18 protein-coding genes are annotated in these 16,999 nt (G+C 65.1%); 6 read left to right on the forward strand and 12 right to left on the reverse strand.

Annotated features, from left to right (window positions below; translation table 11 throughout):
• Position 1 precedes the first annotated feature (1 nt).
• Genes GRI48_RS07640 through GRI48_RS07650 form a run of 3 tightly spaced genes read left to right on the forward strand, consistent with a single transcriptional unit; the run spans position 2 to position 3,353 of the window.
• Positions 2 to 1,270, forward strand: a complete 1,269-nt coding sequence (locus tag GRI48_RS07640; protein ID WP_160673563.1) for a CoA transferase — start codon at positions 2 to 4, stop codon at positions 1,268 to 1,270.
• Positions 1,267 to 2,499, forward strand: coding sequence for an acetyl-CoA C-acetyltransferase (locus GRI48_RS07645; RefSeq protein WP_160673566.1), 1,233 nt, complete (start codon positions 1,267 to 1,269; stop codon positions 2,497 to 2,499). Before GRI48_RS07640 ends, GRI48_RS07645 begins: the two co-directional genes overlap by 4 nt.
• Entirely contained in the window at positions 2,499 to 3,353 is an 855-nt protein-coding gene (locus GRI48_RS07650; RefSeq protein WP_160673569.1) for an HTD2 family dehydratase, read from the forward strand. The genes GRI48_RS07645 and GRI48_RS07650 overlap by 1 nt, the downstream gene beginning before the upstream one ends.
• On the opposite strand, the gene ppk2 is transcribed toward GRI48_RS07650, so the two are convergent.
• On the reverse strand, positions 3,350 to 4,165 hold the full coding sequence (gene ppk2 / locus GRI48_RS07655) for a polyphosphate kinase 2 (RefSeq protein WP_202389198.1): 816 nt from the start codon (positions 4,163 to 4,165) through the stop codon (positions 3,350 to 3,352). The genes GRI48_RS07650 and ppk2 overlap by 4 nt on opposite strands.
• 98 nt (positions 4,166 to 4,263) lie before the next feature.
• On the opposite strand from ppk2, the gene phhA reads away from it, so the two are divergent.
• Positions 4,264 to 5,154 carry a phenylalanine 4-monooxygenase gene (gene phhA / locus GRI48_RS07660; RefSeq protein ID WP_160675542.1) on the forward strand — a complete coding sequence of 297 codons (891 nt, stop codon included), beginning with the start codon at positions 4,264 to 4,266 and terminating at the stop codon, positions 5,152 to 5,154.
• Positions 5,155 to 5,236: 82 nt separating this feature from the next.
• Here phhA and GRI48_RS07665 read toward each other — a convergent pair whose 3' ends face one another.
• The 6 genes from GRI48_RS07665 to GRI48_RS07690 all read right to left on the reverse strand — a co-directional run bounded on the left by GRI48_RS07665 (position 5,237) and on the right by GRI48_RS07690 (position 11,331).
• A complete protein-coding gene (locus tag GRI48_RS07665; RefSeq protein ID WP_160673572.1) occupies positions 5,237 to 5,491 on the reverse strand; it encodes a hypothetical protein in 255 nt (84 codons plus the stop codon).
• A gap of 156 nt (positions 5,492 to 5,647) precedes the next feature.
• Positions 5,648 to 5,926 carry a hypothetical protein gene (locus tag GRI48_RS07670; RefSeq protein WP_160673575.1) on the reverse strand — a complete coding sequence of 93 codons (279 nt, stop codon included), beginning with the start codon at positions 5,924 to 5,926 and terminating at the stop codon, positions 5,648 to 5,650.
• 117 nt (positions 5,927 to 6,043) lie between these two features.
• Positions 6,044 to 6,298 carry a GlsB/YeaQ/YmgE family stress response membrane protein gene (locus GRI48_RS07675; protein WP_160673578.1) on the reverse strand — a complete coding sequence of 85 codons (255 nt, stop codon included), beginning with the start codon at positions 6,296 to 6,298 and terminating at the stop codon, positions 6,044 to 6,046.
• A 113-nt stretch (positions 6,299 to 6,411) separates the two neighbouring features.
• Positions 6,412 to 7,224 carry an undecaprenyl-diphosphate phosphatase gene (locus tag GRI48_RS07680; protein WP_160673581.1) on the reverse strand — a complete coding sequence of 271 codons (813 nt, stop codon included), beginning with the start codon at positions 7,222 to 7,224 and terminating at the stop codon, positions 6,412 to 6,414.
• 71 nt (positions 7,225 to 7,295) lie between these two features.
• The gene (locus GRI48_RS07685) at positions 7,296 to 9,404 is read right to left on the reverse strand and encodes a M13 family metallopeptidase (RefSeq protein ID WP_160673584.1); all 2,109 of its coding nucleotides are present in this window, start codon (positions 9,402 to 9,404) and stop codon (positions 7,296 to 7,298) included.
• Positions 9,405 to 9,537: 133 nt separating this feature from the next.
• Positions 9,538 to 11,331 (reverse strand): ABC transporter transmembrane domain-containing protein, encoded by a 1,794-nt coding sequence (locus GRI48_RS07690; RefSeq protein WP_160673587.1) that lies wholly within the window; start codon positions 11,329 to 11,331, stop codon positions 9,538 to 9,540.
• Positions 11,332 to 11,496: 165 nt separating this feature from the next.
• Between GRI48_RS07690 and GRI48_RS07695 the strand changes: the two genes are divergently transcribed.
• Entirely contained in the window at positions 11,497 to 12,732 is a 1,236-nt protein-coding gene (locus tag GRI48_RS07695) for a polyhydroxyalkanoate depolymerase (RefSeq protein WP_160675545.1), read from the forward strand.
• 9 nt (positions 12,733 to 12,741) lie between these two features.
• Here the strand turns inward: GRI48_RS07695 and GRI48_RS07700 are convergent, their stop codons facing one another.
• Genes GRI48_RS07700 through GRI48_RS07720 form a run of 5 tightly spaced genes read right to left on the reverse strand, consistent with a single transcriptional unit; the run spans position 12,742 to position 16,466 of the window.
• Positions 12,742 to 13,344: a DUF4126 domain-containing protein gene (locus tag GRI48_RS07700; RefSeq protein WP_160673590.1), complete on the reverse strand. Its 603-nt coding sequence runs from the start codon at positions 13,342 to 13,344 to the stop codon at positions 12,742 to 12,744.
• A 54-nt stretch (positions 13,345 to 13,398) separates the two neighbouring features.
• Positions 13,399 to 14,202: an SDR family NAD(P)-dependent oxidoreductase gene (locus tag GRI48_RS07705; RefSeq protein WP_160673593.1), complete on the reverse strand. Its 804-nt coding sequence runs from the start codon at positions 14,200 to 14,202 to the stop codon at positions 13,399 to 13,401.
• On the reverse strand, positions 14,199 to 14,783 hold the full coding sequence (locus GRI48_RS07710) for a carboxymuconolactone decarboxylase family protein (protein ID WP_160673596.1): 585 nt from the start codon (positions 14,781 to 14,783) through the stop codon (positions 14,199 to 14,201). Before GRI48_RS07710 ends, GRI48_RS07705 begins: the two co-directional genes overlap by 4 nt.
• Positions 14,784 to 15,965 (reverse strand): acetyl-CoA C-acyltransferase, encoded by a 1,182-nt coding sequence (locus tag GRI48_RS07715; protein WP_160673599.1) that lies wholly within the window; start codon positions 15,963 to 15,965, stop codon positions 14,784 to 14,786.
• A gap of 51 nt (positions 15,966 to 16,016) precedes the next feature.
• On the reverse strand, positions 16,017 to 16,466 hold the full coding sequence (locus tag GRI48_RS07720; protein WP_160673602.1) for a MaoC family dehydratase: 450 nt from the start codon (positions 16,464 to 16,466) through the stop codon (positions 16,017 to 16,019).
• 206 nt (positions 16,467 to 16,672) lie between these two features.
• Here GRI48_RS07720 and GRI48_RS07725 point away from each other — a divergent pair, with 206 nt between their 5' ends.
• Complete coding sequence (locus GRI48_RS07725; RefSeq protein ID WP_160673605.1) at positions 16,673 to 16,846, forward strand: hypothetical protein; 174 nt, start codon at positions 16,673 to 16,675, stop codon at positions 16,844 to 16,846.
• Positions 16,847 to 16,999: the final 153 nt, after the last annotated feature.

The raw sequence follows: 16,999 nt of genomic DNA on the forward strand, positions 1-16,999 counted from the left end.
CTTGTACAATCTGCTGAGCGGCCTTTCGATCATCGAGGCATCGAGCTTCGTCGCGTCGCCGACGATCGGTCTCTATTGCGGACAATTCGGGGCCGAGGTCATCCGGGTCGACCACCTGGCGGGCGGTCTCGATTACGATCGCTACATGCTGACCGGCGAAGGCCGCTCGCTCAGCTGGGAAAACCTCAATCGCGGCAAGAAGTCGGTCGCGCTCGATCTGCGCAGCGGCGAAGGTCGCGAATTGCTGGTCGAACTGGCGGCGAAGACCGGCAACCTGGTCACCAACCTGCCGGAGAGGAGCTTCCTCGGCCACCAGGCGATCAGGGCAAAGCAGCCTGACGGCGCAGCCGAGCTGGTCAGCGTGCGGATCATGGGCTGGCACGACGGGCGCCAGGCTATGGACTTCACCGTCAACGCCGCGAGCGGTTACCCGCTGATGTGCGGACCGGAAGACTGGGACATGGAAACCGCGCCGCCGGTCAACCAGGTGCTCCCGGCATGGGATTTCATCACCGGCGCTTACGGTGCCTTCGCGCTCGTCTCGGCGATCCGCCACCGCGAACAGAGCGGCCAGGGCAGCGAGCTGCGCATTCCCCTGGGCGATGTCGCGATCGGCACGGTCGCCAATTCGGGATCGATGGCGGAAATGCTCTATCGGGGCGGTGACCGCGAGCGGCTGGGCAATGCCATCTGGGGCGCGTTCGGGCGCGATTTCCGCAGCCGTGACGGCGTGCGATTCATGGTCGCCGCGCTGACCGAGAAGCAATGGCACGGCCTGGTTGCTGCCTTCGACGCAGACGCGAAGATTGCCGAACTCGAAAGCGAACTCGGCGTGTGCTTCACCGATGGCGACACTCCTCGCTTCGCCAACCGCCATCGCCTGTTCGCACTGTTCCAGTCGATCGCGGAGACCATGGACTACGACGAACTGGCGGCGCGCATGGCGGCAGAAGGCACCACGTTCGAGCGCTATCGCACCATGTTCGAGGCAGCGAACGATCCGGTACTGGTCGGCGACAATCCGCTGTTTGCCCGGACCACCGGCAATCCGTCGGGCTTCGAATATCCCGCGCCGCGCAGCTTCGCCAACATTCCGGGCCGCGAGGCGGGCGACCCCGCTCCCGCGCCATACCTCGGCCAGCACACCGAAGAGGTTCTCGCCGAACGGCTCGGCCTCTCGTCGGGCCAGATCGGCGCGCTCGTCGACAAGGGTCTCGCCGCGCTGAGCGACGAGGCAACAGATTATTCCAGGATCAGGACCATCCCATGACACAGCTCCGCAAAGTCGCCATCTGCAAGCCGCTCCGCACTCCCGTCGGCAAATATCTCGGCAGCCTTGCCCCGCTGGAAGCGGGCGCGCTAGGCGCGGTGATCCTCAAGGCGCTAGTCGAGCGCAGCGGGGTCGATCCCGAGCGGGTCGACGACGTGATCTTCGCGCAAGGCTATGGCAGCGGAGAGGCTCCCGCCATCGGCCACTGGAGCTGGCTTGCTGCCGGCCTGCCGCTCGAAGTGCCCGGCTACCAGGTCGACCGGCGCTGCGGATCGGGCGTCCAGGCGATCGTCAACGCGGCCATGATGGTCCAGACCGGGGCGGCGGATTGCGTGGTCGCGGGCGGCGTCGAGAGCATGTCCAATGTCGAACATTACACCACCGGTGCCCGCAACGGCGTGCGGATGGGCGACATGGTGCTGTGGGACCGGCTGACGCGTGGCCGGTTGATGAGCCAGCCGATCGACCGCTTCGGCGTGATCACCGGCATGATCGAGACGGCGGAGAACCTCGCCAAGGATTACGACATCAACCGCGAGGCCGCCGATGCCTTTGCCGTGCGCAGTCACCAAAACGCGGCCGCGGCATGGGATGCCGGCAAGTTCGACGAACAGCTGGTCAAGGTCGAGATCCCGCAGCGGCGCGGCGACCCTGTCGTGTTCGACCATGACGAGGGCTACCGTGCCGATGCGAGCATGGAAACGCTCGGGTCGCTGCGCGCGATCGATGCCAAGCGCGATTCAGACGCGATCGTGACCGCGGGCAATGCCAGCCAGCAGAACGATGCGGCGGCGGCCTGCCTGGTCGTGGCGGAAGACAAGGTCGAGGAACTCGGGCTCGAACCGATGCTGTGGTTCAGCGGATGGGCGGCGGCAGGATGCGATCCTTCGCGCATGGGCATCGGCCCAGTCCCCGCGGTCGAGCGCCTGTTCGCCCGCACGGGCATGGGCTGGGACGACATCGACCTCATCGAACTCAACGAGGCCTTCGCTCCGCAGGCGCTCGCCGTACTAAAGGGCTGGGGCTTTTCGGAGGACGACAGCCGCCGCGAGATCGTCAACGTCAACGGCTCGGGCATCTCTCTCGGGCACCCGATCGGCGCGACCGGGGGCCGCATCCTCGCCGACATGGCACACGAGATGCACCGGCGCGGCGCACGCTACGGGCTGGAGACGATGTGCATCGGCGGAGGCCAGGGTATCGCGGCGATCTTCGAGCGCGCCGCCTGATGAGCGAATGGGATGCCTGGGTGAGGCGGGCGGCGCGGGCGCGCGACATCCTCGATCCCGCGCTGGCCCGGCGCTGGCTGGCGACCTTCGACCTGCCGCAACCCGATGGCGGGACAATGCCGCAAGGCATCCACCTGTGCCTGTGCACCCCGGAGGCTCCGCAAGCAGCGCTCGGCGAGGACGGTCACCCGGCACGCGACGACAGCGATGACAGTTTCTTTCCCCCGATCCCGCTGCCGCGCCGCATGTGGGCGTCCTCGCGGATCGAATTTTTCGCTTCCCTTGCGATCGGGGCCACGGTCGAGCGCACCAGCCGCATCGTTTCGGTCGCCGAGAAGGACGGCTCCACCGGCAAGCTCGGCTTCGTCGATGTCGAACACCTGACGACGGCTGACGGCGTCGATGCGATCCGCGAAGTCCAGACGCTGGTCTATCGCGCGGCTTCCGCGCCCGACGCGCCGCTCCAGCCAAGCGAGCCGGGCGATGGCGCCTTCGACGGGACGGCCTGGGACGCGCAGCGCACGCTCGTGCCCGATCCGAGGCTGCTGTTCCGCTATTCGGCGCTGACCTTCAACACGCACCGCATCCATTACGACTTGCCCTATGCCCGCGATGTCGAGCGGTATCGCGGCCTCGTCGTGCACGGCCCGCTGATCGCCAGCCTGCTGCTGCAACTGGCGCAAGACCGGTTCGGCGAAAATGCGCTGGCCACCTTCGACTTCCGTGCTGTCAGCCCCGCGATTGCCGACGAGCCGCTGACGCTGGCGCTGCGGCGCACCGACGACGGGCTGGAGCTCGGCAGCTTCGCCAGCGACGGGCGCCAGACCCTGAAGGCCAGCGCCACGCTCGCCTAGCCGGCAATCGGGTAGGGCGCGATCGGCTGGAGGACCGAGTAGTCCTCGACCAGCGGCTCCGTCCCCAATTCGGGAAACTCGATCGGGTCCGGTTCGCAGCGCGTATCGGGCAGCCGGTCGAGCAGGTCGCGGATCAATGTCAGCCGGCCACGTTTCTGGTCGTTGAAATCGACCAGCGTCCAGGGTGCGTGGTCGGTGTGCGTCGCGCGCAGCATCGCGGCCCGGGCTTGTGTGTAGGCGGCATACTTGTGCCGTGCCGCCAGATCGATCGGCGATAGTTTCCAGCGCTTGAGGGGATCGCCGAGCCGTTCGCGCAACCGCTCTTCCTGGTTCGCCTGATCGGTCGTCAGCCAGTACTTGAACAGCAGTATGCCGTCATCGACGAGCATCTTCTCGAACACGGGAGTCTGATCGAGGAAAGCGTCGACCTGCGCTTCGTCGGCATAGCCCATCACCCGCTCGACACCGGCGCGGTTGTACCAGCTGCGGTCAAACAGGACGATCTCGCCCTCGCTGGGCAAATGCGCGACGTAACGCTGGAAATACCATTGCGTCTGCTCGGCCTCGGTCGGCTTCGAAAGCGCGACGATGCGGCACTGGCGCGGATTGAGCCTTTCGCTGACCGCGCGGATCGCGCCGCCCTTGCCGGCCGTGTCGCGCCCTTCGAACAGAACAACGATCCGCTGCCCGGTCACCCGCGCCCACCGCGCCATGCCGACGAGCTCTTCTTCGAGCGGATCGAGCAAGTCCTCGTATTCCTTGCGTTTCAACTTGCCTTCGTCCTTGCCCAAGCGCACCTCCCGGTTTGTCATCCGCCCTTCCCGCAGATATGGTTGCAGCCGAAACCATGACCCAGACCGACACACAAAGCATCGACGCTGCAGAGCAGGACTTCGCGACACTGCCTGAAATGCCGGCCGATGTCTTTACCGCTCCGCTGCGCAAACCCGATCATGTCGGCGACGACTGGCTGGAGCCGAAGCAGGCGGAATATTCGTCCGAAGACGATGCCATCTGGAACGACCTGTTCGAGCGGCAGATGGGCGTGCTGCCGGGTCGTGCGGCGAGCGCTTTCATGGCCGGGCTGCAGAAGCTCAACCTCAATCGTGGCGGCGTGCCCGAGTTCGGCAAATTGTCGGAAGACCTCGGCCATCTCACCGGCTGGTCGGTGGTCCCCGTGCCCATGCTGATCCCCGATCACGTGTTCTTCTGGCACCTCGCCAACCGGCGCTTCCCGGCGGGCAACTTCATCCGCACGCGCGAAACCTTCGATTACATCCAGGAGCCCGACGTCTTTCACGACGTGTTCGGGCACGTCCCGATGCTGACCGACCCGGTCTATGCTGACTACATGCAGGAGTACGGGCGCGCCGGGTGGAAGGCGATGCGCTACAACCGCCTGAAGGCGCTCGGCTCGCTCTACTGGTACACGGTCGAATTCGGCCTGATGCTGGAGAACAGCGAGATCAGGGCTTATGGGGCCGGCATCCTCTCCGGGCCGACCGAGGTGGTCTATGCGACCGAGGCCGAAAGCCCCAACCGCATCATGCTCAATGTCGACCGGGTTATGCGGACGGATTACGTGATCAGCGACCTGCAGCCGACCTATTTCGTAATCGAGAGCTTCGAGGACCTGTACCGACAGACGGTGGAGCGCGATTTCGACCGGCTCTACCGCAATCTTTCGCCCGCCTTCACCTATGCCAATTCGGCGGTGATCGACGTCGACAACGTGCTCCACCGCGGCACGCAGGAATACCTGCTGCGCGGTGGGCGTGGCAGCGGTGCGCGGCCGGTCTGAAGCCGCCCGCCTGGCTGCCAAAAGAAAACCGGCGCAGGATCGCTCCCGCGCCGGCCTGTCTTCAGCCCGAAAGGGCCGATCGTTACATGGCGTCGTTGCCGTCGATCTCGTCGGCCTGCTCTTCCATCGACTCTTCCATCGCGTCGGTCTGGTCGTCCATCGCGTCGGCCTGGTCTTCGGTGATCTGGCCGGCTTCTTCCATCGCGTCGACTTCGTTGTCGCGGGCGTCTTCCATCGCTTCGATGTTGTCTTCAGCCTGGTTCTCTGCAGCGCTGTCACAAGCGGCGAGGCCAAGGCCGGCAATCGAGGCGATGAGGGCTACTTTGGCGAATTTCATAATCATTCTTCCTTTTCAGCGATCACGGCCGCGTCAGCGCGGGCCTTGTCGATCATGGCAAAAATGTGTCGAAGCCTCAATGGTTCCCAGAAATACGAAAACCGGCCCGGGGTTGCCCCCGGACCGGCTCTCGAAACGATTGAATTCCGTGCGGAATTACATGGTCGATTCGTCGACCGTGCTGCCGATCGGATCGTCGTTGGTGCCCATGTCGGTGTCACCTTCGGCGGCGTCTTCGACGCGGTCAGCCTGCTCTTCCATCACGTCGGCTTCGGCGTCAGTGATCTGGCCGGCGTCTTCCATGGCATCAGCCTGGTCTTCCATCGCTTCAGCCTTTTCTTCTGCAGCTTCTTCAGCCGGGCTGTCGCAAGCGGCGAGACCGAGACCGAGAGCGGCGACGGCAGTGACCATGGCGGTCTTGGCAGTGAACTTCATCAATATTCCCCTTTTATGCAAAACAGGGCCGTCCGTTGACATCGAGCCCCAGGTAGAAGGTTTCAGCAACCAGACGGTCATGGTGCGCTTCCCAGCGGGCCATGAACGCTCAAAAAATCAGGAGGTGACGCGCGCGCGCACCACATTGGCTATCGCCAGACTTACAAGAGCGGCCGCGAAGGCCGCTAGTAGCGCCGTAGCGCTGATTCCGATGAGAATCGATCCTCGATTGACCAGAATACCGGCAAGCATCGCGCCCGCGATTCCGACGACGACGTTCATCAGGATGCCCTGGCGATCTTCGGATCGGGTGATGATCGACGCGAGCCATCCCAGGATGCAGCCAACGACCACCAGAATTACGAAACCCATTATTTAGTTCCCAATACGCACATATCGCACAAAGCAACCATCGGCACGATGGTTCCGGAATTCAGAACGAAACGAAGTTAATCGGCATCGGTTCCCGCGCAAGAACAACAGTTTCAGCGCAGGGCCAACCACGCCACCGCTGCCGCTCCGACGACGATGCGATACCATGCGAACGGCGCGAAGCCATGGCGGCTGACGTAGGCGACGAAGGCACGGATAACGACCAGCGCGACCACGAAGCTGACGACGAAACCGATCGCGATCTCGCCCCAGCCGACGCGCGCCGTGCCGGCCATCAGATCTCCGCCCTTCTGCCACAGTTCCAGCGTGGAGGCGCCGATCATGGTTGGGACGGCCAGGAAGAAGGAGAACTCCGCCGCGGTCTTGCGGTTCACGCCCATCGCAAGCGCACCCATGATGGTCGCGCCCGAGCGGCTGACGCCCGGCACCATGGCGAGGCACTGCGCGAAACCGACCCCGATCACCTGCCGCAAGGGCAGGTCGGCGACCGTCTCTTCCCCCTTCGGATTTGCGACCTTCTCGATCCCGAGAATGGCGATGCCGCCCAGGATCAGGGCCCAGGCGACGATCGACGGGCTGCCGAGCATGATGTCGATGTAATCCTTGAACGCCAGGCCCAGGATCGCCGAAGGAATGAAAGCAACGATGATGTTGCGGGCGAAGCGCAGCCCTTCGCTCTCGAGCCGGAGAACGCCCATCCCCGCATTCCAGAAAGTCCCCCAGTACTGGTAGACCACGGCGAGGATCGCGCCGAGCTGGATGACGACGTTGAACATCGCCCATTCGGCCGCGTCGTAACCGAACAGTTCGGAGGCGAGTATCAGGTGGCCGGTCGAGGAAACCGGCACGAATTCTGTCAGGCCCTCGACGATGCCGAGGACGATTGCGGTGAGGGTCTCGTTCATGCGGCGCGGGCTTTGGGCGGGCGGACGGGGATGTCAAGCACTCCCCGCCCGCACGGCCTCGATGGGTCCGATCAGAAGACCGTGATACGATCTTCCGGTGCCAGGTAGAGGTCGTCGCCGGGCTTCACGTCGAAGGCATCGTACCATGCCTGCATCTGGCGAACCGTGTTGTTGACGCGGAACTCGTTGAGCGGGTGGCTCGCGCTCACCAGCTGCGAACGGCGAGCCGCCTCGCGCATGATGACGCGCCATTCCTGCGCGAAGGCGAGGAAGAAGCGCTGGTCGCCGGTCAGGCCGTCGATCACCGGGGCTTCCTTGCCGTTCAGCGACTTGCGGTACGCGCGGTATGCCATTTCCAGCCCGACCGTGTCGCCGAGCACTTCGCCCATCGACTGGCGACCGGTCATGCACAGCGCACCATCGTCGAGGGGGCAATAGGCCTCGATCAGCTTCGCCATCTTGTCGGCGCGTGCTTCGAAAGCGGCACGATCGGCGTCCTGCCACCAGTTACGCAGCGTTCCGGTGCCGTCGTAGCGCGAGCCGCTGTCGTCGAAGCCGTGGCCGATCTCGTGCCCGATGACCGAGCCGATCGCACCGTAGTTGACGGCTGCATCGGCTTGCGGATCGAACATCGGCGGCTGCAGGATAGCAGCCGGGAAGACGATCTGGTTGGTCAGCGAGGAGTAATAGGCGTTGACCGTCTGCGGGGTCATGAACCACTCGCTGCGATCGACCGGCTGGTCGAGCTCGGCGCGATTGTCGGCGGTCGCCCAGGCCAGCACGCGCTGGCGATTGCCGAGCGCATCGTCGCCCTTCATCACCAGGCCGTCGTAGGTTTCGAACTTTTCCGGATAGCCGATCATCGGGTCGAAGGCCGCCAGCTTGGCCAGCGCTTCCTTGCGCGTAGTCTCGGTCATCCAGCTGTTTGTCTCGAATGCCTCGCGGAAGGACGCCTGGATATTGGCGACCATCTCGTCCATCTTGGCCTTCGAGGCAGGCGGGAAGTTGCGCGCGACGTAGAGCTTGCCGAGTTCCTCGCCGAGATAGCCCTGCACCGTGGCGATCGCCCGGTCTTTCAGCGGACGGGGCTGCTGCGCGCCGCTCATGGTGGTGCCGGCGAACTTGAAATAGGCATCGTAGACATCCGACGGCAGCACCGCTGCATTCGAGGCCACGAAACGCGCTGCCATCAGCGCCTTGAGCGTCGCGAGCGGCGTCTTCTGCAGCAGGTCCATCATTGCCGGCAATCCGCCGCCGATCTGCGCGAGGTCCGCATCGGTCAGCCTTGCGGCCGCGATTTCCTCAGCCGTGGGCGGGATCTGCGTTGCCAGGAACACGTCGGTATCCTGGTAGTCACCGGATTCGAGCAGCGCCTGCAGCGGAAAACTCGGCGACAGCGCCTGGAATTCGGCCCGCGTCAGCTTGTTGTAGGTGAGCGTGGGATTGCGGAAATACTGCCGGTCCCACTCCAGTTCGGCGACCTTCTTTTCGAAGGCATAGACCGATTTCGCTGCTGCGGCCGGATCGGCGTAGCCCGCCTTGCCGAGCATGAACTCGAGCATTTCCATGTAGGATGCGCGGATCTGGAGATTGCGCTCGTTGTCGACGAGGTAATAGTCGCGATCGCTCATCCCCATTCCCGAGAAGCCGACTGCCGCAACATGCGTGTCGGGTGCCTTGCTGTCCGTGGTCACGCCGATACTGATGAGGCCGGTGTACTCCGGCGCTTCGAATAGCCGCACCAGCGATTCGAAATCGGGCGCGTCGTAGATCTTCTGCAGATAGGGCTGGGCCGGAGCCATGCCGGCGGCATCGATCGCGTCGCGATCGAGATAGGAGTTGTAGGCATCGAGAATGCGCCGCTCGCTGGTGCCCGGAGCCGGGTTGGATGCGGCGATCTGGGTGATCAGTCGCTCGATTTCATCATCCGCCCGCTCGTTGAGCAGGTGCGCGGTGCTGAACACCGACCGGTCCGCGGGCAGTTCGGCCTGGCCGACCCACTTGCCGTTCATGTAGGCGAAGAAATCGTCGCCCGGATCGACCGTGGTGTCGATCGAAGCGACATCGATGCCATGCTCGCCGAACGACATTTGCGGGTAATCGGGTTCGTCCTGCGCCTGGGCCGATGTGGCGAGGGCAAGCGCGGCGAGCGAAGCGCCGAAAGCGAGCAAGTTACGCATTGGTGGTATTCTCCTGGTCAGAACTGCCATGTCGCAGCGGACCTAGCGCGCGAAACGGCGATGGGAATGCAGTTGGTCGAAAAGCGTTAGCGTTTCGAAGATTAGCCTAATCCTAACAAGCTCTTCCAGCCTGTCAGATCTCGACATCATCGAATTGCAGCGAGGCGAGCCGGGCATAGAGCCCGCTGCCCGCCGTCAGCTCGGCATGGGTGCCCTGCTCGACGATCCGGCCTTCGTCCATCACCACGATCCGGTCCGCGGCGCGCACGGTCGCGAGGCGGTGGGCGATGACCAGCGTGGTGCGGCTCGCCATCAGTCGGTCGAGCGCTTCCTGCACGAGCCGTTCGCTTTCCGCGTCGAGCGCGCTGGTCGCTTCGTCGAGCAGCAGGATCGGCGCATCGCGCAGCAATGCGCGGGCAATGGCGATGCGCTGTTGCTGGCCGCCCGACAGGCGCGTGCCGTTCTCGCCGAGGAACGTGTCGAGACCGTCAGGAAGCTCCGTCAGGAAACGCTCCGCATTGGCGGCGCGGGCGGCTTCCATGATGGCCTCGTCGCTCGCGTCCCAGTTGCCGTAACGCAGGTTGTCGCGCGCATTGGCGCTGAACAATACGCCGTCCTGCGGAACATAGGCCATCCGCTGGCGGATATCGGCGGGGTCGGCGCTGGTCAGCGGAACGCCATCCAGCCGTATCGTGCCCGCCTGCGGATCGTAGAACCGCTCGGCCAGCTGGAAGATGGTCGACTTGCCCGCGCCCGAGGGCCCGACGATCGCGACGGTTTCGCCCGGCTCGACCTCCAGCGTGAAATCCTTGAGCGCCACCGCGTCCAGCCGCGTCGGATAGCGGAAGGTGACGTTGCGGAACGAAAGACTGCCGCGCGGCGGCAGGGGCAGCGCCTGGGGCTTGGCCGGGGCGGCAATGGTCGGCTTCTCTTCCATCAGTTCGCTCAGCCGGCTTGCAGCGCCGGCCCCGCGCAAAAGATCGCCGTAAACCTCGGTCAGTGTCCCAAAAGCGCCCGCGACCAGCCCGCTGGTAATGACGAAGGCGGCGATCGTCCCCCCGGTGATCTCGCCCGCGCTGACGCCCAGCGCGCCGCGCCACATGATCAGCGTGATCGCGCCGAAGATCAGCCCGATGATGATCGAGGTCATGGCGGCGCGGATGATGATCCGTTGCCGTGCCGTCTCGAATGCGCGTTCGACACCGGAGGCGAAGCGTTCGCTCTCGCGCCGTTCCTGGTTGAAGCCCTGCACGATCTTCATCGCAGAGAGGACTTCGGTGACCATCGCCCCGACATCGGCGATGCGGTCCTGGCTGTGGCGCGATACCGCCTGCAGGCGGCGCCCGAAGAGCAGGATCGGCGCGATCACCACCGGAATGCCGAGCAACAGGTAGAGCGTCAGTTGCGGGGCGAGATAGAACAGGTAGGCCGTTCCGCCGATCGCCATGAGGATATTGCGCAAGGCGACCGAGACGACCGAGCCGACGACCAGCTCGATCTGCGTCGTATCCGAAGTCATCCGGCTCGAAATCTCGCGCGGGCTGTTCTCCTCGTAGAAGCCGGGCGACAGGCGCAGGAGGTTGCGGTGCACCGCCAGGCGGATGTCCGCTACCACGCGTTCGCCGAGCATGCTCACGAAGTAGAACCGCATCGCGGTCCCGATCGCGAGGACCACGACGATGCCGAGCAGGTAGCGGAACCAGCGACCGATGTCCGCCGGATCGCCGCCCTCTGCGAAACCGCGATCGATCACCAGCTTGAAACCCGCCGGGATCGCGAGCGTCGCGGCCGCGGTGATGACGAGCGCGAGAACGCCGAGCGCCACGGTGCCGGGATATTGCGAAGCCGCGCGCCAAACCATGCGCAGCGGTGCGACCGTCTTTGCCTTGGGCGGCCTGCTGTCGCTGGAATTGGTAGTTCCGTTCATCGGCGATCGCCTAGCCGTGCGGACCGTCAAAGGAAACCGTCAGCACACGGCAATCCGCACTGGCTGGGGCACCGCGCTGGCAATTGTGCGTTGCACAAAGATCGCAAACCCGTCACTGTATGCGACAACGCGCTCGGGAGAAGCGCAAGAGCAGGGGAATTCGCTATCCTTTACCATGCCTATGAATTGCAGCGCTCGTGGCTCAGCAGCGCGAGCGCCATGGCTTCGATCGGCGCGGAAATGCTGACCAATCCGGCCAATCCTTTCGGCTATACCGGATTGGGCCCGATGGCCGCCTCCGCACTGGAAGTCTTCGCCCACGCCGCGGCACCGCGCGGCAAGCCGGCCTGGAACATCGATTCGGTCGATGTCGGCGGCAAGACGGAAGCGGTCGAGGAAGCCACCGTGGTCAACAAGCCGTTCGGCGACCTCAAGCGCTTCCGCCGTGAAGGCTTGCCGGAGGATGCGCCGCGCCTGCTGATCGTTGCCCCGATGAGCGGGCACTACGCCACGCTGCTGCGCGGAACGGTGTGGCGCATGGTCGAAAGCTGCGAGGTCTACATCACGGACTGGGCCGACGCGAAGACCGTGCCGCTGCACGAAGGCGCCTTCGATCTCGACGATTACATCGACTACATCATCGAGTTCGCGCAGTTCATCCACGAGGCTGCCGGCAAGCGCACGCACATGATGGCAGTATGCCAGCCATCGGTCCCCGCATTTGCCGCGACCGCGTTGATGAACCTGCACAAGGATCCGGCGCGCCCGGCTTCGCTCACCATGATGGGCGGCCCGATCGACACGCGTTGTTCGCCCACCACGGTCAACGACCTGGCGATGGAGCGCCCGATCGAATGGTTCCGTCAAACGGTGATCGCGACCGTGCCCATGCAGCACCGCGGGGCGGGTCGGCGGGTCTATCCCGGCTTCCTGCAGCTTGCAGGCTTCATGAGCATGAACCTGGGCAGCCACATCCTCAGCCATTACGAGATGTTCAAGCACCTGACCGCCGGCGACGACGACAGCGCCCAGCTGACCAAGGATTTCTACGACGAATACCGCTCGGTCTGCGACATGACCGCCGAGTTCTACCTTCAGACGGTGGAAGAGGTTTTCCAGAAGCATTCGATCCCGAACGGCACGTTCGAGCACAAGGGCGAGGTCGTCGATCTCGGGAAGCTGACCGATACCGCGCTGCTGGCGATCGAAGGTGAGCGGGACGATATCTCGGGCCTCGGCCAGACCAAGGCCGCGCTCGACCTCGCGACCAATCTGAAGGCCGCGGACAAGCGCTACTACATGGCCGAAGGCGCCGGGCATTACGGGATCTTCAACGGCAGCAAGTGGCGCGGCAGCATCGCCCCGGTGGTCGAGGAATTCATGGCCGCCCACGGCGGCTGACGGGTTGCCTCAGCCCGGCGGCGGCCCCGGTCGCGGCCGGAACAGTTTGCGGATGAACGCCCGCGCCAGCAGCAGCAGGCCGACAACCAGCGCCAACAGGACCGCCGCGACGCCCGCCGCCACGTAGGGATACTCGTAAACCGTGTAGAGCAGGCCCGCGGTCGCCACGTCCTCGACGCTCGAGACAGCGATATTGCTGACGGGCTCCGGACTGGCGTTGACCACGCCGCGCGCGCCGGCCTTGCCGGCATGGGCTGCAAGGCTCGCCCCGCCGCCGAGCAGGAAGGCGACGACCTGGGTGGTCGGATCGGACGGATCGACGATCGCCAGCGCCAGTAACGCGCCGCCGACCGGCCGGACCAGCGTGTGCACCGTGTCCCAAATCGAGTCGAGCCACATCACCTTGTCGGCCAGGAATTCGACGAGCGCGGCAATTGCAGCGATGCCCATGACCCACGGGTTGGCAAGCGCATCGAGCGCGGCGAGATGTTCCGGGAGCGGCAGCGCGCCGAGCCGCATGGCGAGCCCGGTTGCGAAAATGCACAGGTAGAGCCGCCAGCCAGCCAGCAGGCTCACGCTTCCCGCGATGCCGATGATTTCCATGATGCCCATGAGCCGCTCGCTCCTCTCGGGGCGAATAATGCGCGCATATCAGCGGCTTGGCAATCAGCCGATGCGGGCACCCTGTCCGCCGTCGACCGGCAGGAGCACCCCGGTGACGAATGCGCTCTCGTCGCTGGCGAGGAACAACGCCGCATTTGCGACATCCTCGGCCTGCCCCATGGCTCCCCGCAAGGGCACGGTCGCCGCGCGTGCTGCACGCTGCTCCTCGAGCGAGCGGCCATCGCGCGCGGCTGTTCCGCCGACTCCCATCGGCGTGTCGATCAGGCCCGGCAGGATCGCGTTGCAGCGCACACCGCGCTTCGCCGACCCCAGCGCGGTGGCGATTGTGAGCCGGTTGAGCGCAGCCTTGGAAACCTCGTAGGCGATCATGTTCGCCCCCGCCGTCGAAGCGAGCGAGCTGATATTCACGATGCTGCCCTGGCCCGCATCGCGCATCGGTCCGAGCGCTGCGGCCAGGACCCGGCGCGCACCGGTGAAGTTCACGGCGAACACTTTTTCGAACGCCTCGTCGTCACAGGCGTGGGCAGGCCCGTCGCCCGCATGACCGATCCCGACATTGTTGACGAGAACATCGATCCGGCCCCAGCGCGCCAGGGCCTCGCCGACGATCAGATCCGCATCGGTGACGACGTCGGCAGCAAGCGCAAAGCCCGTGCCGCCAGCCGCCCCGATTTCCCCGGCGACAGCCTCGGCGCGGTCAGCGTCGCGATCGACGCACAGGACTTCGGCGCCCTCGGCGGCGAACCGCAGGGCGATGGCCCTGCCATTGCCCATGGTTTCGCCCGGTTGCTGGCCGGCACCGACGACAACGGCCGCCTTTCCGGCCAGCCGCCCGTTCGACGTCATGCGCAATCGAGGTCCGGATCGGGCCGGTCGCCGTCCTCGAGCTGGATCCCGAAGCTGTTCAGTATCATCGAGACCTGCGTGTACTGGCCGACCGTGAAGACGAGGTCCATCCGGCCCTTGTCGCCCAGTTCCGTCAGCGCCTTCCAGGTCGCGTCGGAAACGAAGTGGTCGGCGACCAGTTCGTCCGCCGCGCGCAACATGGCGCTTTCGAGGTCGGTCCAGCCTTCCGCGTCGGGGCCGGCCTTGATCCGCGCGATCTCCGCATCGGTCAGGCCGCAGTCCTTGCCGATCCGGGTGTGCTGCGCGAATTCATAGCCCGATCTGCACAGCCAGCCGGTCCGCAGGATGACCATCTCGCGCTCGCGCTCGGGCAGGGCGTTGCGCCGCGAGAGCACGTAGCTGCCCCAGCCGAGAAACGCGTTGAGCGCCTTGGGTGCATGGGCGAGCGTGCGGAAGATGTTGAGCACCCGCCCCCCGCCAACCTTGTTGTCGGGGTTGGTGAAGGGGGCGAGCGCCTGTTGCTGCTCCTCGTCGAGCCGGTCGATGTCGACCGGCTCGATGCGGGGTGCACGCAATCTCACTTACAGAACCTCGAACAGGCCTGCCGCGCCCATGCCGCCGCCGACGCACATGGTCACGACGACATACTTGACGCCCCGGCGCTTGCCTTCGATCAGCGCGTGGCCGACGCAACGCGCGCCGGTCATGCCGAACGGGTGGCCGATCGAGACCGAGCCGCCGTTGACGTTAAGCTTGTCGTCGGGGATGCCGAGCTTGTCGCGGCAGTAGATCACCTGCACCGCGAATGCCTCGTTCAGCTCCCACAGGCCGATGTCGCCGACCGAGAGGCCGAACCGGTCGAGCAGCTTCGGAATGGCGAATACCGGACCGATGCCCATCTCGTCGGGCTTGGTGCCCGCGACTGCCATGCCGACATAACGGCCCATCGGGGTGAGGCCGCGCGCCTTGGCGACTTCGGCTTCCATCAGGACGCTGGCCGCCGACCCGTCGGCCAGCTGGCTGGCGTTGCCCGCAGTGATCGTGTGGCCTTCGCCCATCACCGGCTGCAGCGAGGCGAGGCCTTCGAGCGTGGTGTTGGGGCGGTTGCAGTCGTCCATCGAGATGGTGACCTGCTCCTCGCTCGTCTCGCCGGTTTCCTTGTTCTTGACCAGCATGGTGGCGGTGACCGGCACGATCTCGTCGTCGAGCTTGCCGGAAGCCTGCGCGGCGGCGGTACGCTGCTGCGACTGGAGCGAATACTCGTCCTGCGCCTCGCGGCTGATACCGTAGCGCTTGGCGACGACTTCGGCGGTGCCGATCATCGGCATGTAGATATCGGGATGCATCTCGAGCAGCGCTTCGGACGGGATCAGCCCGCCGGTGTTCTTCTGCATTCCGCTGATCGATTCGAGACCGCCGGCGACGCAGATGTCCATCCGGTCGACGATGATCTGCTTGGCGGCAGTGGCGATCGACATCAGGCCCGAGGAGCACTGGCGATCCATCGTCATGCCCGCGACCGAGGTCGGCAGGCCGGCCATCAGTGCGATCTGGCGACCGACGTTCATGCCCTGCATGCCGGTCTGGCTGGCAGCGCCGATGATGACATCGTCGATCTCCGCGCCTTCGAGGCCGGCACGCTCGACCGCGGCCTTGACCGAAAACGCGCCCAGTTCGACCGCGTGGGTGTTGTTGAAGGCCCCGCGGCCCGCCTTGGCGAGCGGCGTGCGGGCGGTGGAGACGATGACTGCGTCACGTGACATGGTAATTCCTTGAAGTTGCTGTTTGTCGCTTCCGTCCCGGGGAGGAGACGATCAGACGAAGAACTGCATAATCCATTCGGTGATGAGGGCGGGCTTGTCCTCGCCTTCGATCTCGATGGTGATCTCGTGGGTCTGCTGCCACTGGCCGGGGCGCTTCTCGACCAGTTCGAGCAGCTTCCAGTGGCCGCGGATGCGCTTGCCGCTCTTCACCGGGGCGATGAAGCGCGTCTTGTTGCCGCCGTAGTTGACGCCCATCTTGACGCCGTCGACCTTGGGCAGGTCCGAATTGGCCGACAGGTAGGGGATCATCGAAAGGGTCAGGAAGCCGTGCGCGATGGTCCCGCCGAACGGGGTCATCTTGGCCTTTTCCTCGTCGAGATGGATGAACTGGTGATCCCCGGTCGCTTCGGCGAACTGGTTGATCCGCTCCTGGCTCATCTCGACCCATTCGCTGGTGCCGATGTTCTCGCCGACCTTGGCTGCTACGTCCTGCGGGCTCATGTCTCTCTCCTTCGAAGTGCTGATCTGAATTTCCGGTCCGGAGCGACTCTCAACGCCCCGAATGCGCAGGGACTCATGGCGCATCGCGGCAAGCGGTGCAACGCACGGATTGGTGCCGTTACGGCATCGGGGCCCGTCATCGCCGGCCTCGCGGGAAGGGTATGGCGTTAGGACGCGATTTACTTCTGGCCCCTAGCCTGTGCCGCATGGATTACCGCAAGATCGGCCTCGTGCTCGAACGCAACCGGGAGGGCGAACGCGCCGCACGCGCGCGCTTCGTCGAGGGCAGCCTCGCGGACAGGCCGCTTGCCGAACTCGGCCTTACCGGCCTCGTCGAACGCTTGGCACTGGCGATCCACCGCTCCCAGGGCGGCCGCTGAGCGAGCGCAAACGCGGGGCACCAACCCTCCCAAATTCTTTCGTTCGCCGAAAGATTCCTTCACGTCTCGCAGTTGCAAAAAAACGATTCTGTCGGCAATAGGATTGCTCGCGACATTTTCGCCACCGGCGTCGTGCCTGCGCGCGACCCTGCC

It is taken from the genome of Qipengyuania oceanensis (assembly GCF_009827535.1).
GTDB classification, from domain to species: Bacteria; Pseudomonadota; Alphaproteobacteria; order Sphingomonadales; family Sphingomonadaceae; genus Qipengyuania_C; species Qipengyuania_C oceanensis.

Bases quoted from the DNA above. Each gene is read 5' to 3' on its own strand.
- GRI48_RS07645 (WP_160673566.1), top strand. From the start codon at position 1,267: ATGACACAGCTCCGCAAAGTCGCCATCTGCAAGCCGCTCCGCACTCCC.
- GRI48_RS07650 (WP_160673569.1), top strand. From the start codon at position 2,499: ATGAGCGAATGGGATGCCTGGGTGAGGCGGGCGGCGCGGGCGCGCGAC.
- ppk2 (WP_202389198.1), bottom strand. From the start codon at position 4,165: ATGACAAACCGGGAGGTGCGCTTGGGCAAGGACGAAGGCAAGTTGAAA.
- phhA (WP_160675542.1), top strand. From the start codon at position 4,264: ATGCCGGCCGATGTCTTTACCGCTCCGCTGCGCAAACCCGATCATGTC.
- GRI48_RS07665 (WP_160673572.1), bottom strand. From the start codon at position 5,491: ATGAAATTCGCCAAAGTAGCCCTCATCGCCTCGATTGCCGGCCTTGGC.
- GRI48_RS07670 (WP_160673575.1), bottom strand. From the start codon at position 5,926: ATGAAGTTCACTGCCAAGACCGCCATGGTCACTGCCGTCGCCGCTCTC.
- GRI48_RS07675 (WP_160673578.1), bottom strand. From the start codon at position 6,298: ATGGGTTTCGTAATTCTGGTGGTCGTTGGCTGCATCCTGGGATGGCTC.
- GRI48_RS07680 (WP_160673581.1), bottom strand. From the start codon at position 7,224: ATGAACGAGACCCTCACCGCAATCGTCCTCGGCATCGTCGAGGGCCTG.
- GRI48_RS07685 (WP_160673584.1), bottom strand. From the start codon at position 9,404: ATGCGTAACTTGCTCGCTTTCGGCGCTTCGCTCGCCGCGCTTGCCCTC.
- GRI48_RS07690 (WP_160673587.1), bottom strand. From the start codon at position 11,331: ATGAACGGAACTACCAATTCCAGCGACAGCAGGCCGCCCAAGGCAAAG.
- GRI48_RS07700 (WP_160673590.1), bottom strand. From the start codon at position 13,344: ATGGGCATCATGGAAATCATCGGCATCGCGGGAAGCGTGAGCCTGCTG.
- GRI48_RS07705 (WP_160673593.1), bottom strand. From the start codon at position 14,202: ATGACGTCGAACGGGCGGCTGGCCGGAAAGGCGGCCGTTGTCGTCGGT.
- GRI48_RS07715 (WP_160673599.1), bottom strand. From the start codon at position 15,965: ATGTCACGTGACGCAGTCATCGTCTCCACCGCCCGCACGCCGCTCGCC.
- GRI48_RS07720 (WP_160673602.1), bottom strand. From the start codon at position 16,466: ATGAGCCCGCAGGACGTAGCAGCCAAGGTCGGCGAGAACATCGGCACC.
- GRI48_RS07725 (WP_160673605.1), top strand. From the start codon at position 16,673: ATGGATTACCGCAAGATCGGCCTCGTGCTCGAACGCAACCGGGAGGGC.